Raw genomic sequence first — 17,123 nt, 5'->3', positions numbered from 1 at the left:
AACAAGTAGAGAGAAGACTGACACCAGCATGTACACGGTCAAAGGGAAAACGGACAAGAATTCTTTGCTGACGGAGCATATGCCGTTGGTAAAGCGCCTTGCCCACCACATGAAGGCCAAGTTGCCGCCTTCCGTGGAAGTCGATGACCTGGTGCAAGCAGGCATGATCGGCCTGCTGGACGCGATCAACCGCTACGAAGACACCCACGGCGCGCAATTCGAGACCTATGCGGTGTTGCGCATCCGCGGCGCGATGCTCGACGAATTGCGCAGCAGCGACTGGATGCCGCGCAGTACGCGCCAGAACATGCGCAAGGTCGAGACCGCAATGCACGCGCTGCAGCAGCGGCTGGGCCGCCCGCCGAGCGAATCCGAGGTGGCCGGCTCGCTCAAGCTCTCGCTCGAGGATTACCAGGACATGCTGGCCGACTCGGGCGGCCACCAGCTGCTCTATTACGAAGATTTCCATGACGACGACGGCGACGGCAATTTCCTCGACCGCTATGCGGTGGACGACAGCGACCCCTTGCGCGGCCTGATGGAAACCGACTTCCGCCACGCCGTGATCGAGGCCATCGACAACCTGCCGCCGCGCGAGAAGCTGTTGATGGGCCTGTATTACGAAGAAGAGCTGAACCTGAAGGAAATCGGCGCCGTCATGGGCGTCTCCGAATCGCGGGTGTCGCAGCTGCACACCCAGGCCGTCGCGCGCCTGCGCACCACCTTGAGAGAGCATATATGGACTGGGCCAGCGTAGGCGGCCTGGTGCTGGCGATCGCCGGCATTTTCCTCGGCTACACGCTCGACGGCGGCAGGTTCGCATCGCTGATGCAGCCGGCGGCCTTCGCCATCGTCGTCGTCGGCACCTTCGGCGCCGTGCTGCTGCAGAGCGAGTCGCGCACGTTCCTGCGCGGCCTCGGCATGCTGCGCTGGGTGTTCGTGCCGCCAAAAAACGGCCGCCAGAAGCTGTCGCGCGACATCGCGCTGTGGAGCCAGTCGGCGCGCCGCGACGGCCTGCTGTCGCTGGAACAATATATGGGCAGGGCCGATCCGTTCGTGGCCAAGGGCCTGCGCCTGGTGGTGGACGGCATCGCGCCCGACAAGCTGCGCAGCCTGCTCGAGCACGAGATCAACGGCTATGAATTCGCCCAGCGGCAAGCGGCGCGCATCTGGGAATCGGCGGCCGGCTATGCGCCGACGATCGGCATCCTGGGCGCCGTGCTGGGCCTGATCCAGGTGATGGAAAACCTGTCCGACCCGGCGCGCCTGGGTTCGGGCATCGCGGTCGCTTTCGTCTCGACCGTGTACGGCGTGGGCCTGGCCAACCTGTTCCTCTACCCGGTCGGCAATAAATTGAAGGCGATCGTCAACGACCGGGTCGCGCAGTACGAGATCCTGGCCGAGGTGTTCGCCGACCTGGCCAGCGGCGACCACGGCCGCGTGGTCGACGAGCGCGTCGCCAGCCTGCTGGCGCGCCACTGACGGCACGCGAGATCATGGCCCGCAAGCGCTACGACGAGGACGTCCCGCAGGAACACCACGAGCGCTGGCTGATCTCGTACGCCGACCTGATCACCTTGCTGTTCGCCTTCTTCGTGGTGATGTACGCGATCTCCATCGTCAACGAGGGCAAGTACCAGGTGCTGTCCGACGCCCTGGGCGACGCCTTCGGCGGGCGCGGCGCGGCCACGCAGGTGAACACCAATGTCGAGCCGGTGCTGCCGCTGTCGCACATCATCAACCGCAAGCGCAACGAGGCCGCGCGGCGCGAGCAGGAGCGCATGGGCGCGATGGCGCGCGCGCTGTCGGCGACCCTGCTGCCGCTGGTGAAGTCGGGCCAGGTGCGGGTGACCCAGAACGCGCGCGGCATCAGCGTCGAGATCAACGCCAGCGTGCTGTTCGCGCAGGGCCAGGCCTTGCTCGATCCCGAAGCGCGCGAAGTGCTGGGCGCGGTGGCGGGCCTGCTCCGGGATGACAGCCACCGCATCGAGGTCGAGGGCCATACCGACGACGTGCCGATCGCCAGCCCGGTGTATCCGTCGAACTGGGAACTGTCGACCGCGCGCGCCTCGAGCGTGGTGCGCCTGTTCATCGACCACGGACTGCCGCCGGCGCGGCTGTCGGCGATCGGCTTTGCCGACACGCGGCCGGTGGCGCCGAATACGGACGTGTCCGGGCAGACCCGCAACCGGCGGGTGGCGGTGACCATCCTGGCGGCCTTGCCTGAAACAGGCGGTAACATTCTGCCCTGAACTGTCACGACTACCCGTGTCATAATTGGAAGACCGTTGTCGCGCCCGCGGCGGCGAGTCTGTCAAACCGTGGTGGCCCCGTCCCGGAAGGAGGCAAGATGCATGTCAAACGAAGCATGCCGGCAGCTGTGCTGGCGACGCTGCTGGCGCTGGGCGGCCTGGCCGGCGCGGTCAAGGCCGTGGAGGCCAAGGTGAACGTGCATCACCGGCTCGAAGTGAAGACCGGCGCCAAGTCGGTCAAGGTGCGGGTGCTGATCGAAAACCGCGGCGACCAGTCGGTGTGGATCCCGCGCGAGATCGCCCTGGGCGACGACCTGACCGCTCCGCGCTTCGACCTGCGCACACCCGGGGCAGAAGTGGCCTACACCGGCCGCATGGTCAAGCGCGCGGCCCTGGGCCCGGCCGACTACCTCGAGGTCAAGCCGCAGACCACGCACCTGAACACAATCGACATCACCCAGGCCTATGCCTTCAAACCAGGGCAGCACAGCTACGAGATCCGCTATGCCGGACCGTGGCTGTCCAGCCTGGGCAAGGTCGATGCGGGCAGCATCAAGAGCAGTCCGGCGATTCCGGTGAAGTTTTCGTTTACGCAGCGGTGAATCAACGCTTGCTTGAACCGTAGGGTCGGCGGCTCGTAATCTGGTCCACTGGACCAGATTACCCAACGCGGTGATAGGTAGCGGCAAGATCATCCGGCGCGAAAAGGGCACCGATAACCATCACCGCGTCGGCGGCGAAGCCGCCAACCCTACTGCCGGCGTGTTCTCCCCAAAATACTCATGTGAATCGGCGTTGTTGATCGCCCGCTCGGGCGCCGTGCGCGCCAGTTCGGCGGCGCCGGACTGGCCGTACACGTGGTCATCGGTCGCCGCCACCACGTCGAAATGGCTGAGCTCGTGCAACAGGGTGCCGCCGCGCGAATCGGTGCCGGTCACGGCCGCGGCCCAGAACGCCCTGCACACCCACACGGTATAGGGACGCGCCGGATACACATAGGCGAAATACGGTTCGTCGCAATCGCAGTCGATCTTGACCGGCTTGTTCTCGAACGCGTCCTTGATGGCCGTGAAATTGCCGCTGACCTTGGCGCCGCGCGCGGCGTCGGGCGCGCCGAACCAGGTCGTGTAGCGCTCGCCATACTGCTTGCCCGAGGTGAGGTAGGCGTGGGCATCCCGCGTCATCGCGCGTCCTGCATCCATCGCCGTCACCAATTGCTCTTGCTGAGCGTTCGAGCAGTTGGCGTAGCTCAGGCCGGCCCCGCCCGGTTCCGGCGCGATGGCGGCCGGCTTGGCGCCGCGCGGCAGGCGGCCGTCGACCCAGATGCTGACCGGCTTCGAGACCAGCTCGCCAACCACCGCCTGGACACCGGCGCCCGGCGCCGGCATGGCGGCGCTGTGGTAGCGGATCGTGTAACTGCCGGTCACGCTCATCTCGTACAGCCGCGACAGCTCGACGGTCTTGCTGAGCGAGGCGCCGGGATCCAGGCGCACGTAGTCCGACGGGCCGGGCGCCGCGCGCTTGATGCGCCGGCCGAGGTAGCGCACCGGCTGGCCGTCGCGCCGCACCTCGAACAGGGACGCCTCGACCCCATAGAGCGGCGTGCGCCAGCGCAGCAGGTGCTGGGCGGCCCCGGACGCATTGGTGAGGGTGACGCGCACCAGCACGTCGTCGCCACGCTCGACGGCGGGTTTCACCGGCGTGACGGTGACCTCGACGGCGGCCGCGGCGCTGCTGCAGAACGACAGCACCAGGGCCGCGACGGCGGCCGACGGGAGGACAGGGTGGAGGGACATGGCGGGCTCCTGAAATGATGGCGATTCCCCACTGTCACCCCATACAGGTGCTGCATCTTGCGCTGATGCAACGTTCATTGTTACTCTTCTTAAACCAAGTCAATGGGCTGGCGAAACTAATACAAATAAGTAACAGAACAGCGACCGCTGGCAGGCGGGCGACCATGGGCGTGCGGCTGGCGAGCGACGCAGCCGCGTAGGCGCGCCTGGCGTACGGCGCTGTCCGGGGGCCATGCCGCTCATTGACAATCGAGCTATATCGCCCCGAGAATGGTGCGTTGGATTTTGGGCTCAGGAAGGCGCCCTGGCGCCGCCTGACCATGTACACTTTTACCAGGAACCGCAGGAATGACCATCCTCGTGACCGGCGGAGCGGGCTTCATCGGCTCGAACTTCGTCATCGACTGGCTGGCGCAGCATGACGAGCCAGTCGTCAACCTCGACAAGCTGACCTACGCCGGCAATCTCCAGAACCTCGCCAGCCTCGAGGGCAATCCGCGCCACCACTTCGTGCGCGGCGATATCGGCGATGGCGCGCTGGTAGGCCGCCTGCTGGCCGAACACCGGGTGCGTGCGGTAGTGAATCTCGCGGCCGAAAGCCACGTCGATCGCTCGATCGACGGCCCCGGCGCCTTCATCCAGACCAATATCGTCGGCACCTTCAATCTGCTCGAGGCGGTGCGCGCCTACTGGAACGGCCTGGCGCCCGGGCTGCGTGAGACGTTCCGCTTCCTGCACGTGTCCACCGACGAGGTGTATGGCTCGCTGTCCAGCGACGCGCCGGCGTTCAACGAGCAGAACCGCTACGAGCCGAACAGCCCTTACTCCGCCAGCAAGGCGGCGTCGGACCACCTGGTGCGCGCCTACCACCATACCTATGGGTTGCCGGTACTGACCACCAACTGCTCGAACAATTACGGCCCGTTCCATTTCCCGGAAAAATTGATCCCGCTGGTGATCCACCATGCGCTGGCCGGCAAGCCGCTGCCGATCTATGGCGACGGCCGGCAGATCCGCGACTGGCTGTACGTGCTCGACCACTGCAGCGCCATCCGGCGCGTGCTGGCCGACGGCCGGCCGGGCGAGACCTACAACGTCGGCGGCGGCAACGAGAAGGCCAATATCGACGTGGTGCGCGCCTTGTGCGCGATCCTCGACGAGTTGCGTCCGCGCGGCGACGGCCAGTCGTATGCCGCGCAGATGACGTTCGTGAAGGACCGCCCCGGCCACGACCGCCGTTACGCGATCGATGCGGGCAAGCTGGAGCGCGAGCTGGGCTGGCGCCCGGCCGAGACGTTCGAGACCGGCATCCGCAAGACCGTCGAGTGGTATCTGGCCAACGGCGAATGGGTGCGCAACGTGACCAGCGGCGGCTACCGCGACTGGATCGACCGGCACTACGCCGATGGACGGCCGGCCGCATGAAGATCCTGTTGCTCGGCAAGGATGGCCAGGTCGGCTGGGAGCTGCAGCGTGCGCTGGCGCCGCTGGGCGAGCTGCGTGCCTGTGGCCGCGGCGAAGCCGATATCGCCGACTCCGCGTCGCTGCGGGCGCTGGTGCGCGCCGTCGGGCCCGATGTGATCGTTAACGCCGCCGCTTACACGGCAGTGGACGCGGCCGAAAGCGACCGCGACGCCGCGCACGCTTGCAACACGGTCGCGCCCGGCGTCCTGGCCGAAGAGGCCGCCGCCTTGGGCGCCTGGCTGGTGCATTACTCGACCGACTATGTCTTCGACGGCGCGAAAGAGGGCGCCTGGGTCGAGACCGACGCCGTCAATCCGCTGTCGGTGTACGGCCATACCAAGGCCGGCGGCGAGGAACGGATCCGCGCCAGTGGCGCCATGCACCTGATCCTGCGCACCAGCTGGGTATTCGCTGCGCGCGGCAGCAATTTTGCCAAGACCATGCTGCGGCTGGCAAAGGAACGCGCATCCCTGAGCGTGGTCGCCGACCAGCATGGCGCGCCGACCGGCGCCGAACTGCTGGCCGACGCCACGGCGCTGGCGCTGTATCGCATCGCGGCCCAGAAGGACGACGCGCGCCGCCTGTCCGGCACTTATCACGTCGCCGCGAGCGGCAGCACCACCTGGCATGCGTACGCCCGGCATGTGCTGGCGCAGGCGCAGGCGCATGGCGCGGTGCTGGCAGCGGGACCGGATGCCGTGCAGCCGATCGCCGCCGGCGCATTGCCGGCGCCGGCCGTGCGACCGGCGAATTCGCGTCTGGATTGCAGCAAATTCTGCGCCACTTTCGGCCTGGCGCCGCCCGACTGGCGCTACCACGTGAACCGCATGATCGCCGAGTTGTCGGCGCAAGGAAACCTATGAGCGAACCCGTGAAACGCAAGGGCATCATCCTGGCCGGCGGCAGCGGCACCCGGCTGCATCCGGCCACGCTGGCGATGTCGAAGCAGCTGTTGCCGGTATTCGACAAGCCGATGATCTACTATCCGCTGAGCACGCTCATGCTGGGCGGGATCCGCGACATCCTGATCATTTCGACGCCGCAGGATACGCCGCGGTTCCAGCAATTGCTGGGGGACGGTGCGCGCTGGGGGCTGAATCTCTCGTACGCGGTGCAGGCGTCGCCCGATGGCCTGGCGCAGGCCTTCCTCATCGGCGAGCGCTTCATCGGCGATGCGCCGTCGGCGCTGGTACTGGGCGACAACCTGTTCTATGGCCACAATCTTCATCCAATGCTCGAGCGCGCCGATGCGCGTCACGACATCGCAACCATATTCGCCTACCATGTCCAGGACCCGGAGCGCTATGGCGTGGTCGAGTTCGACGGCGAAGGCAAGGCGGTCAGCCTCGAGGAAAAGCCGGCCGCGCCGCGCTCGAATTATGCCGTCACGGGCTTGTACTACTACGACCGCGACGTCGTGGCGATGGCGCGCGAACTGAAGCCGTCCGCGCGGGGCGAACTCGAAATCACCGACTTGAACCGCATGTATCTGGAGAGCGGCAAGCTGCATGTGGAAGTCATGGGGCGAGGCTATGCGTGGCTCGATACCGGCACCCACGAATCGCTCCTCGACGCCAGCCAGTTCATCGCGACGATCGAACGACGCCAGGGCCTGAAAGTGTCGTGTCCTGAGGAAATTGCTTTTCGCAAAGGTTGGATCGACGCACGGCAGCTGGAAGTGCTGGCAGCGTCAATGAAGGGCAACAATTATGGACAATATCTGTTGCGCACGGCAAAAGAAGGACGCTGATGCAGATTACGCGGCTGGCGATCCCTGACGTCCTGCGCATCGTTCCGCGCGCATTCGCCGACGAGCGCGGCTTCTTCTACGAGAGCTTTCGCCAGGATCTGTTCGACGCCGCAGTGGGCCGCACGGTGGCGTTTGTCCAGGACAACCATTCCGGTTCGGCCGGCAACGTGCTGCGCGGCCTGCATTACCAGGTGCGGCAGGCGCAGGGCAAGCTGGTGCGCGTCGTGCGGGGCAGCGTGTTCGACGTGGCGGTCGATCTGCGCCGCTCGTCGCCGACCTTCGGCCAGTGGGTGGGCGAAGTGCTGAGCGCCGAAAACCGGGCGCAACTGTGGGTGCCCGAAGGGTTCGCCCACGGTTTCATCGTGCTGTCCGCCAGCGCCGAGACGGTCTACAAGGCGACCGATTACTACGCGCCCGAGCACGAGCGCTGCATCGCCTGGGACGATCCGCAGCTGGCGATCGGGTGGCCGCGCACGGGCGCGCCGGTCGTCTCGGCCAAGGACCGCCAGGGCGTGCCATTCGCGTCGGCCGAACTGTTCGACTGACGCGTCATCCCGATGCCTAGGGAAGCGCTGATTTATTCATGGCGGCGGTCTTGGCACGGAAAGAAGACGCCCTGCTGCGTTGTAAATCCTCGCCATACCACGCGGTATGGCTGCGGTTTACGCCTTGCCGGGCGCCTTTTTCCGTCGCCAATCCCATCCGCCAGAATAAATCAGCGCTTCCCTCAGTCCGGGCCCGTCATGCGCGTTCGCCGTTCCCTTCGCGCAGCAGCCGCGGCGGCAACTGGATCGCCGCCAGCGCCCCATACAGCGGCGGGCTGAGCACCCGCGACACGGTGCTGGCCACCACCGCGCACGCCATCAGGCTCAGCACCATGCCATGGCCGTCGACCATTTCCATGACGATGATGAATGCCGTCAGCGGCGCCTGGGTTGCCGCGGCCAGGAAGCCGACCATGCCCAGCGCGATCAGCGCCGGCGCATGCGGATAGCCGGTCAGCACGGCGATGTCGTGGCCGAGGGCGGCGCCGATCGACAGCGATGGCGCGAAAATCCCGGCCGGCACCCCCGACCACGCGGTCAGCCAGGTGGCGGCGAACTTGAACAGGGCGAACGCGACCGGCACGCTGGCTTCGTTTTCCAGCAGGCTGCGGGTGGCTTCGTTGCCGCTGCCGTAGGTGGCGCCGCCGCTGGCGATGCCGATGATGGCGACCGCCAGGCCGCAGCCGAGCGCGAAGCGCACCGGATAGCGGGCGCGCCAGCGGCTGGGCAGGTCAGGGGAGGTGCCGCGCAGGCTGGCCAGCAGCAGGCGCGCGAACAGGCCGCCGGCAAAGCCGCACACCACGGCCGCCAGCAGTCCCGGCCACAGCAGCGACAGGCCGATCGGGCCGGCATGGATCACGCCGAAATGGGGGCCGTTGCCGTGCACCGAGACCGCGATCAGGCCGGCCAGCACGATGCCGGCGACGATCAGGCCGCTGTTGCGCTGCTCGGGTGTGCGCGACAGCTCTTCGATCGCGAACATGATGCCCGCCAGCGGGGTGTTGAAGGCGGCTGCGATGCCGGCGGCGCCGCCCGCCACCAGCAGGGAATGGGCGCTGATGCTGCTGCGCCGCGGCAGCCAGCGCCGGGCCGACAGCATCACCCCGGCCGCGATCTGCACCGACGGGCCTTCGCGCCCGAGCGACAGGCCGCCCAGCAGGCCGGCCGAGGTCAGGCCGATCTTGGCCAGGCTCAGCTTGAGCGACACGAGCAGGGGCCGGCGTCCGCCCGACAGCGCGGGATCGAGCGCCGCCATCACTTGCGGAATGCCGGAGCCGCCGGCGCCGCGCGCATAACGGCGCGTCACCCAGACGATGGCGGCGCAGCACAGCGGCGTCCAGATCAGCGGCGCCCACCATGCCAGGTCATTGAGTTGCTGGAATTGTCCGAAGGCCGATTCGGCGAGCCAGGTGAAGGCGACCACGACCAGGCCGGCGACGGCGGCCATGCTGACCACGACGAACCGGGTGCGCCACAGATGGGGAGAAACGAATTCACGCCGGAAGGCGGAGCGCACGTCGTGCGAAGAGGGTTCGGGCGGCATGATGGCCGGACAGTGATCGGAGCCATCATTATAAGCATTTGTAGGAATGTATTGCTGTTCGGTGCGCAACCGGGACGCCTGGAGCGGCATCCGCCCGTCATCCGCCATGGCGACAACGTCTTGCCCCGATGGCGGCGACGGCGGGCGGGATGGCGCCCTGGCGCGCGTTCACCCGGTCCGGCTACCGCGGCCCGTCTCCCGGCGTCCCGGAACTTTCGGCCCCGTCGGCCAGCCGCTCGCTGATCTTGTCTTCGCTGGCGCGCCCCACGTAATCCTGCGCCGCCCGGTCGAAGTGGGTACCGGGCGAACCGCCGGTCGCCGCGCCGCCGATCTCCGACTGGCCGTCCTGCCCGGCCTGCGCCTTGCCCAGCGCGCCGCCGGGAATCGGCCCGGAGGCAGTGCCACGGCTGCTTTGCGCCGCGCCGGCCGGGCCGACGTTGCTTTCAGGCGCAGCCATGGCGAAGTTGCCGGACTGCTGGTTGCCCGAACCGATGCTCGACGCGCCGCCCCTGTCGTCGGTCACGAAGCCCGCAGAGGAATCGGCGCGGCCCTGGCGCAGGCCCTGGTCGGGATTGTCTTGCCGGGCGTCCTTCGGTTGTTGATCTTCCATCATGTTCTCCTTGGCACACTGACAAAATGCCCATCTGGGTTCACCCGTCAGTGTTCCCAATAGGAGCAGAGAGCGCCTGCGCGTAGGACTTTCCGTTCAGTCGAGCCCAGTCAGCGCCAGCTCACTTTGCTTGATGTCGGCGATCGGTCCCAGGATGGCGCCGTCGAAGGCGCGGGGCGCCAGTCCGCGCTGCCACAAGCTCGGCATGTCGGGATTGGCCAGGGCGCCGCGCCCCAGCGCCACCACGTCGGCGCCGTCCGCGCACACCTGGTTGGCGCGGTGCGCGTCATGCAAGCCGCCATTGGCGATGATGGACACGCTAGGCGCGTGCTTGCGCGCCTGCGCCACCAGGCTGTCGCGGCCGTCGGTGAAGGCCGGTTGCCATGCCTCGAACTCGGTAACGTGGATGAAGTCGGCGCCGGCCCGCGCCAGCGCGCCGAAGATCGCCTGCGCGTCGCGTTCGCCGCCTGGCCACTTGCTGGTGAAATCGTTCACCTTGCCTTGCGAGATCCGGATGCCGACCGGCACCCCAGGGCCCACGGCCGCCTTGACCGCCGTCAGCACCTCGACCAGCAGGCCGACGCGTCGCTCGACCGGCCCGCCCCAGCGGTCGGTGCGCAGATTGGTATGCGCGCTCAGGAACTGGTCCAGCAGATAACCGTTGGCGCCGTGGATCTCGATGCCGTCGAAGCCGGCGATGCGCACCGCGCGCACGGCGCTGTCGACGAAGCCCTGCACGACCTGCGCGATCTCTTCCTCGCTGATCTCGTGCGGCACGGCATACTCGCCTTTGCCGTAGTAAAAGGTCATCTGCTGTCCCTTCGGCTGGATGGCCGATGGCGCCACGCCGTGGCTGCGGAAGCGATTGCCCTGGCTCAGCGCGCCAGCATGCATCAGCTGGGCGAAGGCGAGGGCGCCCTGGTCGCGCAGCGCCGCCGTGATGGGCGCCCAGCCGCGCGCCTGTTCGTCATCGGCCAGGCCGGGCTGGTTCAGGTAGCCCTGCGAAAACGCCTGGTCGGTGTACAGGCCCTCGGTAATCACGAGCCCGAAGCCGCCGCGGGCGAAGCGCAGGTAGTAGTCATGCATGGCACGGGTCGGGGCGCCTTCCGGCGTCGCCGAGACGCGGGTCATTGGCGCCACCGCCAGCCGGTTGCGCAGCTTGGCGCCTTTTATATCGGTTGCGGATAAAATCATGTTCTGGGTATCGCTCATGCCGGTTCTCGCTCGGGTGGTGTCGCTTGGCGACGATGAAGTCATGCTAGGCGAGCGCCAGTGAACGATAAAGACGAGCCGGTGAGCAGCCGCTTTAACATATACGGTTATAAACATGCAGATTTCGGATGTGCGCATCTTTCTTGCGGTGGCAGCCGGCGGCACCTTGTCGGCAGCCGCGCGCCAGCTCGGCATCGGTCCGATGCAGGCGTCGCGCCGCATCGCGGCGCTCGAAGCCGACCTGGGCGTGCGGCTGTTTCACCGCACCACGCGTTCGCTGGCGCTGACCGCCGAGGGCGAGACCTTCGCGCCATATGCGGCCACCCTGGCCGAGGCCGAGGGAAGCGCGCGCGGCGCCCTGCGGCCCAGCGGCATGCGCGCCTCCGGCCTGCTGCGCCTGACGGCGCCCAGCGTGTTCGGCCAGGCCATCGTGCTGCCGCTGCTGCCGTCCCTGCTCGAGCGCCATCCCGACCTGCGCGTCGACCTCGACCTGTCCGACCGGGTGCAGGACATCGTCGGCCAGGGCCTGGACCTGGCGCTGCGGGTAGCCACCCTGGGCGATTCGGAACTGGTGGCGCGGCGCCTGGCCGCCAATCCGCGCCTGCTGTGCGCGGCGCCGCGCTACCTGCGCGCGCACGGCACCCCCGCCACCCTGGCCGATCTCGAGCGCCACCAGTGCATCGGCCTGCACGCGGTGGCGCGCTGGCCCTTCGTGGTGGACGCCAGCCTGCAGCGCAGGCGCGTCGATGCGCGCGTGCTGACCAGCAGCGTCGATGCCGCGCGCACCGCCGCCGTGCAGGGGCTCGGCCTGGCGATGCTGACTTTCTGGGACGTGCACGAACACCTGCGCGCGGGCAGCCTGGTGCGCGTCGAGCTGGAGGATGCAACGATGGAAGAGCTGTCGGTGTGGGCCATGACGCCGACCCGGCGCTACGTGCCGGAACGGGTCAAGGTGTTCCTGGATGCGCTGGAGGAAGAGCTGACCCGCCTGGGCGGCTGAATCCGGCGTTGCCGATGTTCAGCGCGCTTTTCAGCCGATCACATACCGCTTCGATGCCCCCAGGCCCACGGTCTGGCCGCTGGCGCCATAGATCGCGCCGGTCGGCGCATTGGTCGGGGTGCGTAGGGCGTTGAGCACGCCCTGGTTGTGCGCCAGCTGCTTGCTGATCAGCATGCCGTTGACGCGATTGAGTTCCTTGGCTTCGCGGGCCACGTCCAGCATGCGCTCCCAGCGTTCCCGCAGTTCGCCATCGCCGCTGGCGGCCAGCCATGGCGCCATGCCCGCTTCCGACCCCTCGCATCCGGCTTCCCGCAGCGCCGCGTGGCGCTGTTGCGACAGGCTCGACAGACTGGCCAGCAGGGCGTTCTTTTGCGTGGTCAGGCTGGACAGCTCGTCGGCGTCGAGCGCGACCAGCGATTGCTGTTCCTGTTTCATCAATGCCACGAGGGCGTCGAGGTGCTGGTGTTCGGCTGCAATGGTCTGGGTCGGGCTCGGCGTCATGGTTTAGCGTTGTCTTGAATGGAGCAAGTCGCGTACGGTTTCCAGCAAGCCGTCCGCCACTTTCTCGGAGTTGACTTGAAACTGGCCATCGGCGATGGCCATCTTGATGCGTTCGACCTTCTTCGCGTCGAACACCTGCGCGCCGCCCACCGCATTGGCCATGGCCTGGCCCTGCGAGGACAATCGCACGCTGTCGGTCTGCGCCTGGGTCGTCGGCGCCGTCGTTGCGGCCTTGTCGGCGCCGCGCGCGGTATTCGTCTGGGTGGTCGCCGGCTGGAGGCCGGGGTTGCCCTTGAGCGTATCGTTGATTTTCACAGCATCATCCTTCTCGGTTCGAAGCTACAAGCTCCGGGATCTGCTTGATGTAACGGCGCTGCCTTTACAAACTTTAGCGATCGAGCACGATTTCGATGCCGCGAAATCACATTTCTTTATAGAACTATTTCCACCATCCCGCCGTTGCGCGCCAGGCCGCTGACGACGGTGCCGGATTGGGTGCGTACCTGCACTACCTGGCCGTCGCTGGCGTTGTTGATCGCCTTTGCCTCGCTTGTGACCGAGAAGTTCGAACCGCGCGATACCAGCCGTACCGACTGGCCCTGCTTGATCACCTGCTGGCTGCGCAGGGTGTCCATGCGCAGCGCGGTGCCGGCCGGCAGCGAGATGGTCGGGGTGCGGCCGATTGCCTGCGTCATGTCGGTGATGATGCCGTTCGGCATCGCCGCGATGTCGGCCTGCACCAGCACCAGCTGGTGCGCGTCCAGCGGCTGGCCCTGGGCCAGCGGCACGGCGGCGGCGACGTAGTCGGCCACCACGCTCACCTGCGCCTGCAGATACAACGACCAGGCCGGGGCGGCGCAGCGCACGCCGACGGTGGTCTTGCCCCACGGGCGCGCGCCGGGTTGCAGGAAGGCTTCCGGCGCCGGGCAGGCCGGCAGGCTCAGTCTTGGGTCGACGCCGCCCACCGTCACCGTCACCTGGCCCGGCAGGCCGGCGCTCTGGGTCTTCAGGAACTGTTCGGCGACCTTGCGCAGGTCTTCCGCCTTCTGGCGTGCGGCGCCGGATGGTTGCTGCGCCTGCGCGCCGCCGAGCGCCAGGGCGAGCAGCGAAAAAGCGACGAGTTGCTGTTTCATGGAGATTCCAGTGGATGGGAGATCGGAATGCTGCCATCTTAGGTCGAATGATTCCGTAGTGAAACATTGAATAGCGGGGGATTTCCACCTCCTTCTCCGTCGATTGGTGTTGCAGGCCGGTCCGTATGATCGCTTCTGTCCCAACCAGCCCAAGACCCGGAGGCAGCATGATCGGCAATCTCGACAACTACCTGCGTTTCAATGAAACCGCACTGTCCCTGCGCTCGCAGCGCCAGGAACTGCTGGCGTCGAACATCGCCAACGCCGACACGCCCAACTACAAGGCGCGCGACATCGACTTCGCCAGCGCCCTGCAAAACGCGATGGCGGGTGGCAAGAATGCCGGCGCGATGAACACCACCAGCAACAGCCACATCCCGCGCGGCGCCGCCGCCGGCGCCACCCTGGCCAATGGCACGCCGGTGCTGTACCGCGGCGTGGTGCAGGGCAGCGTCGACGGCAATACCGTCGACATGGACGTCGAACGCAACCAGTTCGCCGACAACGCGCTGCGCTACGAGGCCGGGGTCATGATGATCAACAGCCAGTTGAAGGGCCTGATGACGGCGCTGCAGAGCCAATAAGGAGCTGATTGACCATGTCGCTATTTAATATCTTCAATGTGTCGGGCTCGGCGATGAGCGCTCAGGCCCAGCGCCTGAACACTACCGCCAGCAACCTTGCCAACGCCGACAGCGCCACCTCGCCCAGCGGCGAAGCCTACCGCGCCAAGGCGGTCGTGTTCGAGTCGGTGCCGACCGCCTCGGGCGCCACCGGCGTGCGCGTGCGCGAAGTGGTCGAAGACCCGTCGCCGCTCAAGCAGGTCTACGATCCCAAGCACCCGATGGCCGACGACAAGGGGTATGTATCGATGCCCAACGTGAACGTGGTCGACGAGATGGTGAACATGCTGTCGGCCTCGCGTTCCTATCAGACCAACGTCGAGACCATGAACGCAGCCAAGACCATGCTGCTCAAGACCCTGACCATCGGCCAATAACCTTCCCAGCGACCATGACCAGCCCGATCAGCTCCCAGAACCCGACCTCGAATATTTCCGACCTGCAGGCGGCGATGAACGCCAAGGCCAAGACCGGGACCGACAGCGTCCAGGCCGATACCGACAAGTTCATGACCCTGCTCGTCACCCAGCTGCAGAACCAGGATCCGTTGAACCCGATGGACAATGCGCAGATGACCAGCCAGCTGGCCCAGCTGCAGACCGTGACCGGCGTGAACAAGCTGAACACGACCCTGGAAACGCTCAAGTCGAGCTACCAGTCGACCGAGGCGCTGCAGGCCACCCAGCTGATCGGTTCCGGCGTGCTGGTCGAGGGCGACGGCATCCTGTTGCACAAGAGCCAGGCGATCCTGGGCGTGGAGCTGGACACCCCGGCCGACAAGGTGCAGATCGTGATCACCGACGCGAGCGGCAAGGACGTCGCCTCGCTGGAGCTGGGCGAACAGGAAGCGGGCATCGTCCCGGTCGCCTGGGACGGCGTGCCGGACCCGAACAAGCTCGGCAGCGAAGGCAAGCCGGTCGTGCTGCCCGACGGGGCGTATTCGTTCCGCGTGGTGGCCAGCCGCGGCGGCGAGACGCTCAGGGATGCCAAGGCGCTGGCCTTCGACAGCGTCGCCAGCGTCACCACCGGCGGCAAGGATGGCGTCAAGCTCAACCTTCCGGGCAAGGGTTCCGTGACCCTGGCCGACATTAAACAAGTCATGTAAGCAAGCCGCTTACCTGTTACCTCATCAGGAGCATTACCATGTCTTTCCAACAAGGCTTGAGCGGCTTGAACGGCGCCGCCAAATCGCTTGACGTCATCGGCAACAACATCGCCAACGCCAGCACGGTCGGCTTCAAGGGCTCGACCACCCAGTTCGCCGACGTCTACGCCAATGCGCTCAATGGCGCCGGCGGCAGCCAGGCCGGCATCGGCGTGAAGGTCGCGGCCATCGCCCAGCAATTCAATCAGGGCAATATCGAATCCTCGGGCAACCCGCTCGACATCGCCATCAACGGCGCCGGATTCTTCCGCATCGAGCAGGCCGGCGTGGTCCAGTATTCGCGCAATGGCCAGTTCTCGCTCGACAAGGGCGGCTACGTCGTCAATGCCCAGGGCGCCAAGCTGACCGGCTACGGCCTGGGCCCGAACGGCCAGCTGGCCGCCGGCGCGCCGGTGCCGATCCAGATCGACACCTCGGACCAGCCGCCGAAGGTCACCTCGAGCATCTTCGCCGAGATCCAGCTCGATTCGCGCACCCAGCCGCCGGCCAACAAGCCGTTCAACGCGGCCGATCCGACCACCTACAACAAGCAGAGCCCGGTGAGCGTATACGACACGCTGGGCAACCCGCACACCCTGTCGCTGTACTACGTCAAGACCCAGGCCGGCGAGTGGGACGTCTACACCAGCATGGACGGCACCGAGATGGAATCGGCGCAGGCCGCCAGCGTCACCCTGACCGACGCCGGCGTGCTGGGCGCGCGCACCGCCTGGGACACCGCGGCCCCGGCGGGCAAGGCCGGCGCCATCAATGCCTACGCCACCTCGGCGGCCAACGCCGTGCTGGCCGCCGCCGTCGCCGCCGACCCGGCCATGAGCGCGGCCGACCAGGCCAAGATCGGCGCCGCCGCCAACGCCGCCGCCGCGGTGCCCGGCGCCACGCCGGAACAGGTCAACGCCGCCATCCTGGACTCGCTGGCCGTGGCGCCGAAACCGCTCGGCACCCTGAATTTCGACACCAATGGCGCGTTGAACATGGCCACCAGCGGCACTGGCCCGGGCTTCAACGGCAAGTTCGCCGCCTCGCTGCCGGTGGTGCCGTCGACCGGCGCCGAGCTGCAGATCCCGGTCACGCTCGACTTCGCCAAGAGCACCCAGTACGGCAACGCCACCAGCGAGAAACGCCTGGACCAGGACGGTTACAAGCCGGGCGCCCTGCAGCGCTTCACCACCGGCGCCGACGGCATCATCCTGGGCCAGTACAGCAATGGCCAGACCAAGCCGTTGGGCCAGGTGATCCTGGCCAACTTCACCAACCCGAACGGGCTGGAGCCGCTCGGTAACAACGCCTGGGCCGAATCGGCCGATTCCGGCACCCCGCTGATCGGCACCGCCGGCACCGGCGGCATGGGCGTGCTGCAGGCAGGCGCCACTGAAGCTTCGAGCGTCGACCTGACCGCCGAGCTGGTCAACATGATCACCGCGCAGCGCGTGTACCAGGCCAATGCGCAGACCATCAAGACCCAGGACTCGGTGCTGCAGACGCTGGTGAACCTGCGCTGATGACTGAACGTGCCGGCGGTGCGTTCA

Annotated in this window: 20 protein-coding genes; 13 read left to right on the top strand and 7 right to left on the bottom strand. The window is 67.0% G+C overall.

Annotated elements, in window-relative coordinates; translation table 11 throughout:
* Positions 1-28 precede the first annotated feature (28 nt).
* The 4 genes from ABIB38_RS18615 (at position 29) to ABIB38_RS18600 (ending at position 2,854) form a co-directional block, all read left to right on the top strand.
* A complete protein-coding gene (locus ABIB38_RS18615; RefSeq protein ID WP_429206126.1) occupies positions 29-757 on the top strand; it encodes an RNA polymerase sigma factor FliA in 729 nt (242 codons plus the stop codon).
* Complete coding sequence (locus ABIB38_RS18610) at positions 739-1,482, top strand: flagellar motor protein (RefSeq protein WP_429206124.1); 744 nt, start codon at positions 739-741, stop codon at positions 1,480-1,482. Before ABIB38_RS18615 ends, ABIB38_RS18610 begins: the two co-directional genes overlap by 19 nt.
* A 14-nt stretch (positions 1,483-1,496) precedes the next feature.
* Positions 1,497-2,252, top strand: coding sequence for a flagellar motor protein MotD (gene motD / locus ABIB38_RS18605; protein ID WP_429206123.1), 756 nt, complete (start codon positions 1,497-1,499; stop codon positions 2,250-2,252).
* 98 nt (positions 2,253-2,350) lie between these two features.
* Positions 2,351-2,854: a hypothetical protein gene (locus tag ABIB38_RS18600; RefSeq protein ID WP_429206121.1), complete on the top strand. Its 504-nt coding sequence runs from the start codon at positions 2,351-2,353 to the stop codon at positions 2,852-2,854.
* A 120-nt stretch (positions 2,855-2,974) separates the two neighbouring features.
* Here ABIB38_RS18600 and ABIB38_RS18595 read toward each other — a convergent pair whose 3' ends face one another.
* Entirely contained in the window at positions 2,975-4,048 is a 1,074-nt protein-coding gene (locus tag ABIB38_RS18595; RefSeq protein ID WP_429206119.1) for a M35 family metallo-endopeptidase, read from the bottom strand.
* A 348-nt stretch (positions 4,049-4,396) separates the two neighbouring features.
* Here ABIB38_RS18595 and rfbB point away from each other — a divergent pair, with 348 nt between their 5' ends.
* From rfbB to rfbC, 4 genes are read left to right on the top strand one after another with little or no spacing between them, the layout of a single operon-like run.
* Positions 4,397-5,473 carry a dTDP-glucose 4,6-dehydratase gene (gene rfbB / locus ABIB38_RS18590; protein ID WP_429206117.1) on the top strand — a complete coding sequence of 359 codons (1,077 nt, stop codon included), beginning with the start codon at positions 4,397-4,399 and terminating at the stop codon, positions 5,471-5,473.
* Positions 5,470-6,375, top strand: coding sequence for a dTDP-4-dehydrorhamnose reductase (rfbD, locus tag ABIB38_RS18585; protein ID WP_429206115.1), 906 nt, complete (start codon positions 5,470-5,472; stop codon positions 6,373-6,375). The genes rfbB and rfbD overlap by 4 nt, the downstream gene beginning before the upstream one ends.
* On the top strand, positions 6,372-7,262 hold the full coding sequence (gene rfbA, locus ABIB38_RS18580) for a glucose-1-phosphate thymidylyltransferase RfbA (protein ID WP_429206114.1): 891 nt from the start codon (positions 6,372-6,374) through the stop codon (positions 7,260-7,262). Before rfbD ends, rfbA begins: the two co-directional genes overlap by 4 nt.
* Entirely contained in the window at positions 7,262-7,807 is a 546-nt protein-coding gene (rfbC, locus tag ABIB38_RS18575) for a dTDP-4-dehydrorhamnose 3,5-epimerase (RefSeq protein WP_429206113.1), read from the top strand. The genes rfbA and rfbC overlap by 1 nt, the downstream gene beginning before the upstream one ends.
* Before the next feature lie 196 nt (positions 7,808-8,003).
* Here rfbC and ABIB38_RS18570 read toward each other — a convergent pair whose 3' ends face one another.
* The 3 genes from ABIB38_RS18570 to ABIB38_RS18560 all read right to left on the bottom strand — a co-directional run bounded on the left by ABIB38_RS18570 (position 8,004) and on the right by ABIB38_RS18560 (position 11,154).
* A complete protein-coding gene (locus ABIB38_RS18570) occupies positions 8,004-9,350 on the bottom strand; it encodes a chloride channel protein (protein ID WP_429206111.1) in 1,347 nt (448 codons plus the stop codon).
* Between the two features lie 181 nt (positions 9,351-9,531).
* Positions 9,532-9,960 carry a hypothetical protein gene (locus tag ABIB38_RS18565; RefSeq protein ID WP_429206109.1) on the bottom strand — a complete coding sequence of 143 codons (429 nt, stop codon included), beginning with the start codon at positions 9,958-9,960 and terminating at the stop codon, positions 9,532-9,534.
* Positions 9,961-10,056: 96 nt separating this feature from the next.
* Positions 10,057-11,154, bottom strand: coding sequence for an NADH:flavin oxidoreductase (locus ABIB38_RS18560; protein WP_429206108.1), 1,098 nt, complete (start codon positions 11,152-11,154; stop codon positions 10,057-10,059).
* A 133-nt stretch (positions 11,155-11,287) separates the two neighbouring features.
* Between ABIB38_RS18560 and ABIB38_RS18555 the strand changes: the two genes are divergently transcribed.
* Positions 11,288-12,172, top strand: coding sequence for a LysR family transcriptional regulator (locus ABIB38_RS18555; RefSeq protein ID WP_429206106.1), 885 nt, complete (start codon positions 11,288-11,290; stop codon positions 12,170-12,172).
* 30 nt (positions 12,173-12,202) lie between these two features.
* Here the strand turns inward: ABIB38_RS18555 and ABIB38_RS18550 are convergent, their stop codons facing one another.
* From ABIB38_RS18550 to flgA, 3 genes are all read right to left on the bottom strand, one after another.
* On the bottom strand, positions 12,203-12,673 hold the full coding sequence (locus ABIB38_RS18550) for a flagella synthesis protein FlgN (protein WP_429206104.1): 471 nt from the start codon (positions 12,671-12,673) through the stop codon (positions 12,203-12,205).
* 3 nt (positions 12,674-12,676) lie between these two features.
* Complete coding sequence (gene flgM, locus ABIB38_RS18545) at positions 12,677-12,988, bottom strand: flagellar biosynthesis anti-sigma factor FlgM (protein WP_429206102.1); 312 nt, start codon at positions 12,986-12,988, stop codon at positions 12,677-12,679.
* Between the two features lie 116 nt (positions 12,989-13,104).
* A complete protein-coding gene (gene flgA, locus ABIB38_RS18540; protein ID WP_429206100.1) occupies positions 13,105-13,806 on the bottom strand; it encodes a flagellar basal body P-ring formation chaperone FlgA in 702 nt (233 codons plus the stop codon).
* 167 nt (positions 13,807-13,973) lie between these two features.
* On the opposite strand from flgA, the gene flgB reads away from it, so the two are divergent.
* Genes flgB through ABIB38_RS18520 form a run of 4 tightly spaced genes read left to right on the top strand, consistent with a single transcriptional unit; the run spans position 13,974 to position 17,096 of the window.
* Complete coding sequence (flgB, locus tag ABIB38_RS18535) at positions 13,974-14,390, top strand: flagellar basal body rod protein FlgB (RefSeq protein ID WP_429206098.1); 417 nt, start codon at positions 13,974-13,976, stop codon at positions 14,388-14,390.
* Between the two features lie 14 nt (positions 14,391-14,404).
* On the top strand, positions 14,405-14,806 hold the full coding sequence (flgC, locus tag ABIB38_RS18530; RefSeq protein WP_429206096.1) for a flagellar basal body rod protein FlgC: 402 nt from the start codon (positions 14,405-14,407) through the stop codon (positions 14,804-14,806).
* A gap of 14 nt (positions 14,807-14,820) precedes the next feature.
* Positions 14,821-15,534 carry a flagellar hook assembly protein FlgD gene (locus ABIB38_RS18525; RefSeq protein ID WP_429206095.1) on the top strand — a complete coding sequence of 238 codons (714 nt, stop codon included), beginning with the start codon at positions 14,821-14,823 and terminating at the stop codon, positions 15,532-15,534.
* Between the two features lie 38 nt (positions 15,535-15,572).
* Positions 15,573-17,096 carry a flagellar hook protein FlgE gene (locus tag ABIB38_RS18520; RefSeq protein ID WP_429206093.1) on the top strand — a complete coding sequence of 508 codons (1,524 nt, stop codon included), beginning with the start codon at positions 15,573-15,575 and terminating at the stop codon, positions 17,094-17,096.
* The last annotated feature ends 27 nt before the right edge of the window (positions 17,097-17,123 follow it).

The organism is Massilia sp. UYP11 (assembly GCF_050434805.1).
Classification (GTDB): domain Bacteria; phylum Pseudomonadota; class Gammaproteobacteria; order Burkholderiales; family Burkholderiaceae_D; genus Telluria.
This window is presented reverse-complemented; position numbering and strand designations above follow the sequence as displayed.

Excerpts from the sequence above, each read along its gene's own strand:
- rfbA (WP_429206114.1), top strand. The coding sequence starts at position 6,372 with ATGAGCGAACCCGTGAAACGCAAGGGCATCATCCTGGCCGGCGGCAGC.
- motD (WP_429206123.1), top strand. The coding sequence starts at position 1,497 with ATGGCCCGCAAGCGCTACGACGAGGACGTCCCGCAGGAACACCACGAG.
- ABIB38_RS18550 (WP_429206104.1), bottom strand. The coding sequence starts at position 12,673 with ATGACGCCGAGCCCGACCCAGACCATTGCAGCCGAACACCAGCACCTC.
- flgB (WP_429206098.1), top strand. The coding sequence starts at position 13,974 with ATGATCGGCAATCTCGACAACTACCTGCGTTTCAATGAAACCGCACTG.
- flgA (WP_429206100.1), bottom strand. The coding sequence starts at position 13,806 with ATGAAACAGCAACTCGTCGCTTTTTCGCTGCTCGCCCTGGCGCTCGGC.
- rfbC (WP_429206113.1), top strand. The coding sequence starts at position 7,262 with ATGCAGATTACGCGGCTGGCGATCCCTGACGTCCTGCGCATCGTTCCG.
- ABIB38_RS18570 (WP_429206111.1), bottom strand. The coding sequence starts at position 9,350 with ATGCCGCCCGAACCCTCTTCGCACGACGTGCGCTCCGCCTTCCGGCGT.
- ABIB38_RS18560 (WP_429206108.1), bottom strand. The coding sequence starts at position 11,154 with ATGATTTTATCCGCAACCGATATAAAAGGCGCCAAGCTGCGCAACCGG.
- ABIB38_RS18565 (WP_429206109.1), bottom strand. The coding sequence starts at position 9,960 with ATGGAAGATCAACAACCGAAGGACGCCCGGCAAGACAATCCCGACCAG.
- ABIB38_RS18610 (WP_429206124.1), top strand. The coding sequence starts at position 739 with ATGGACTGGGCCAGCGTAGGCGGCCTGGTGCTGGCGATCGCCGGCATT.
- ABIB38_RS18595 (WP_429206119.1), bottom strand. The coding sequence starts at position 4,048 with ATGTCCCTCCACCCTGTCCTCCCGTCGGCCGCCGTCGCGGCCCTGGTG.
- ABIB38_RS18600 (WP_429206121.1), top strand. The coding sequence starts at position 2,351 with ATGCATGTCAAACGAAGCATGCCGGCAGCTGTGCTGGCGACGCTGCTG.
- rfbB (WP_429206117.1), top strand. The coding sequence starts at position 4,397 with ATGACCATCCTCGTGACCGGCGGAGCGGGCTTCATCGGCTCGAACTTC.
- ABIB38_RS18520 (WP_429206093.1), top strand. The coding sequence starts at position 15,573 with ATGTCTTTCCAACAAGGCTTGAGCGGCTTGAACGGCGCCGCCAAATCG.
- ABIB38_RS18525 (WP_429206095.1), top strand. The coding sequence starts at position 14,821 with ATGACCAGCCCGATCAGCTCCCAGAACCCGACCTCGAATATTTCCGAC.
- rfbD (WP_429206115.1), top strand. The coding sequence starts at position 5,470 with ATGAAGATCCTGTTGCTCGGCAAGGATGGCCAGGTCGGCTGGGAGCTG.
- ABIB38_RS18615 (WP_429206126.1), top strand. The coding sequence starts at position 29 with ATGTACACGGTCAAAGGGAAAACGGACAAGAATTCTTTGCTGACGGAG.
- flgC (WP_429206096.1), top strand. The coding sequence starts at position 14,405 with ATGTCGCTATTTAATATCTTCAATGTGTCGGGCTCGGCGATGAGCGCT.
- ABIB38_RS18555 (WP_429206106.1), top strand. The coding sequence starts at position 11,288 with ATGCAGATTTCGGATGTGCGCATCTTTCTTGCGGTGGCAGCCGGCGGC.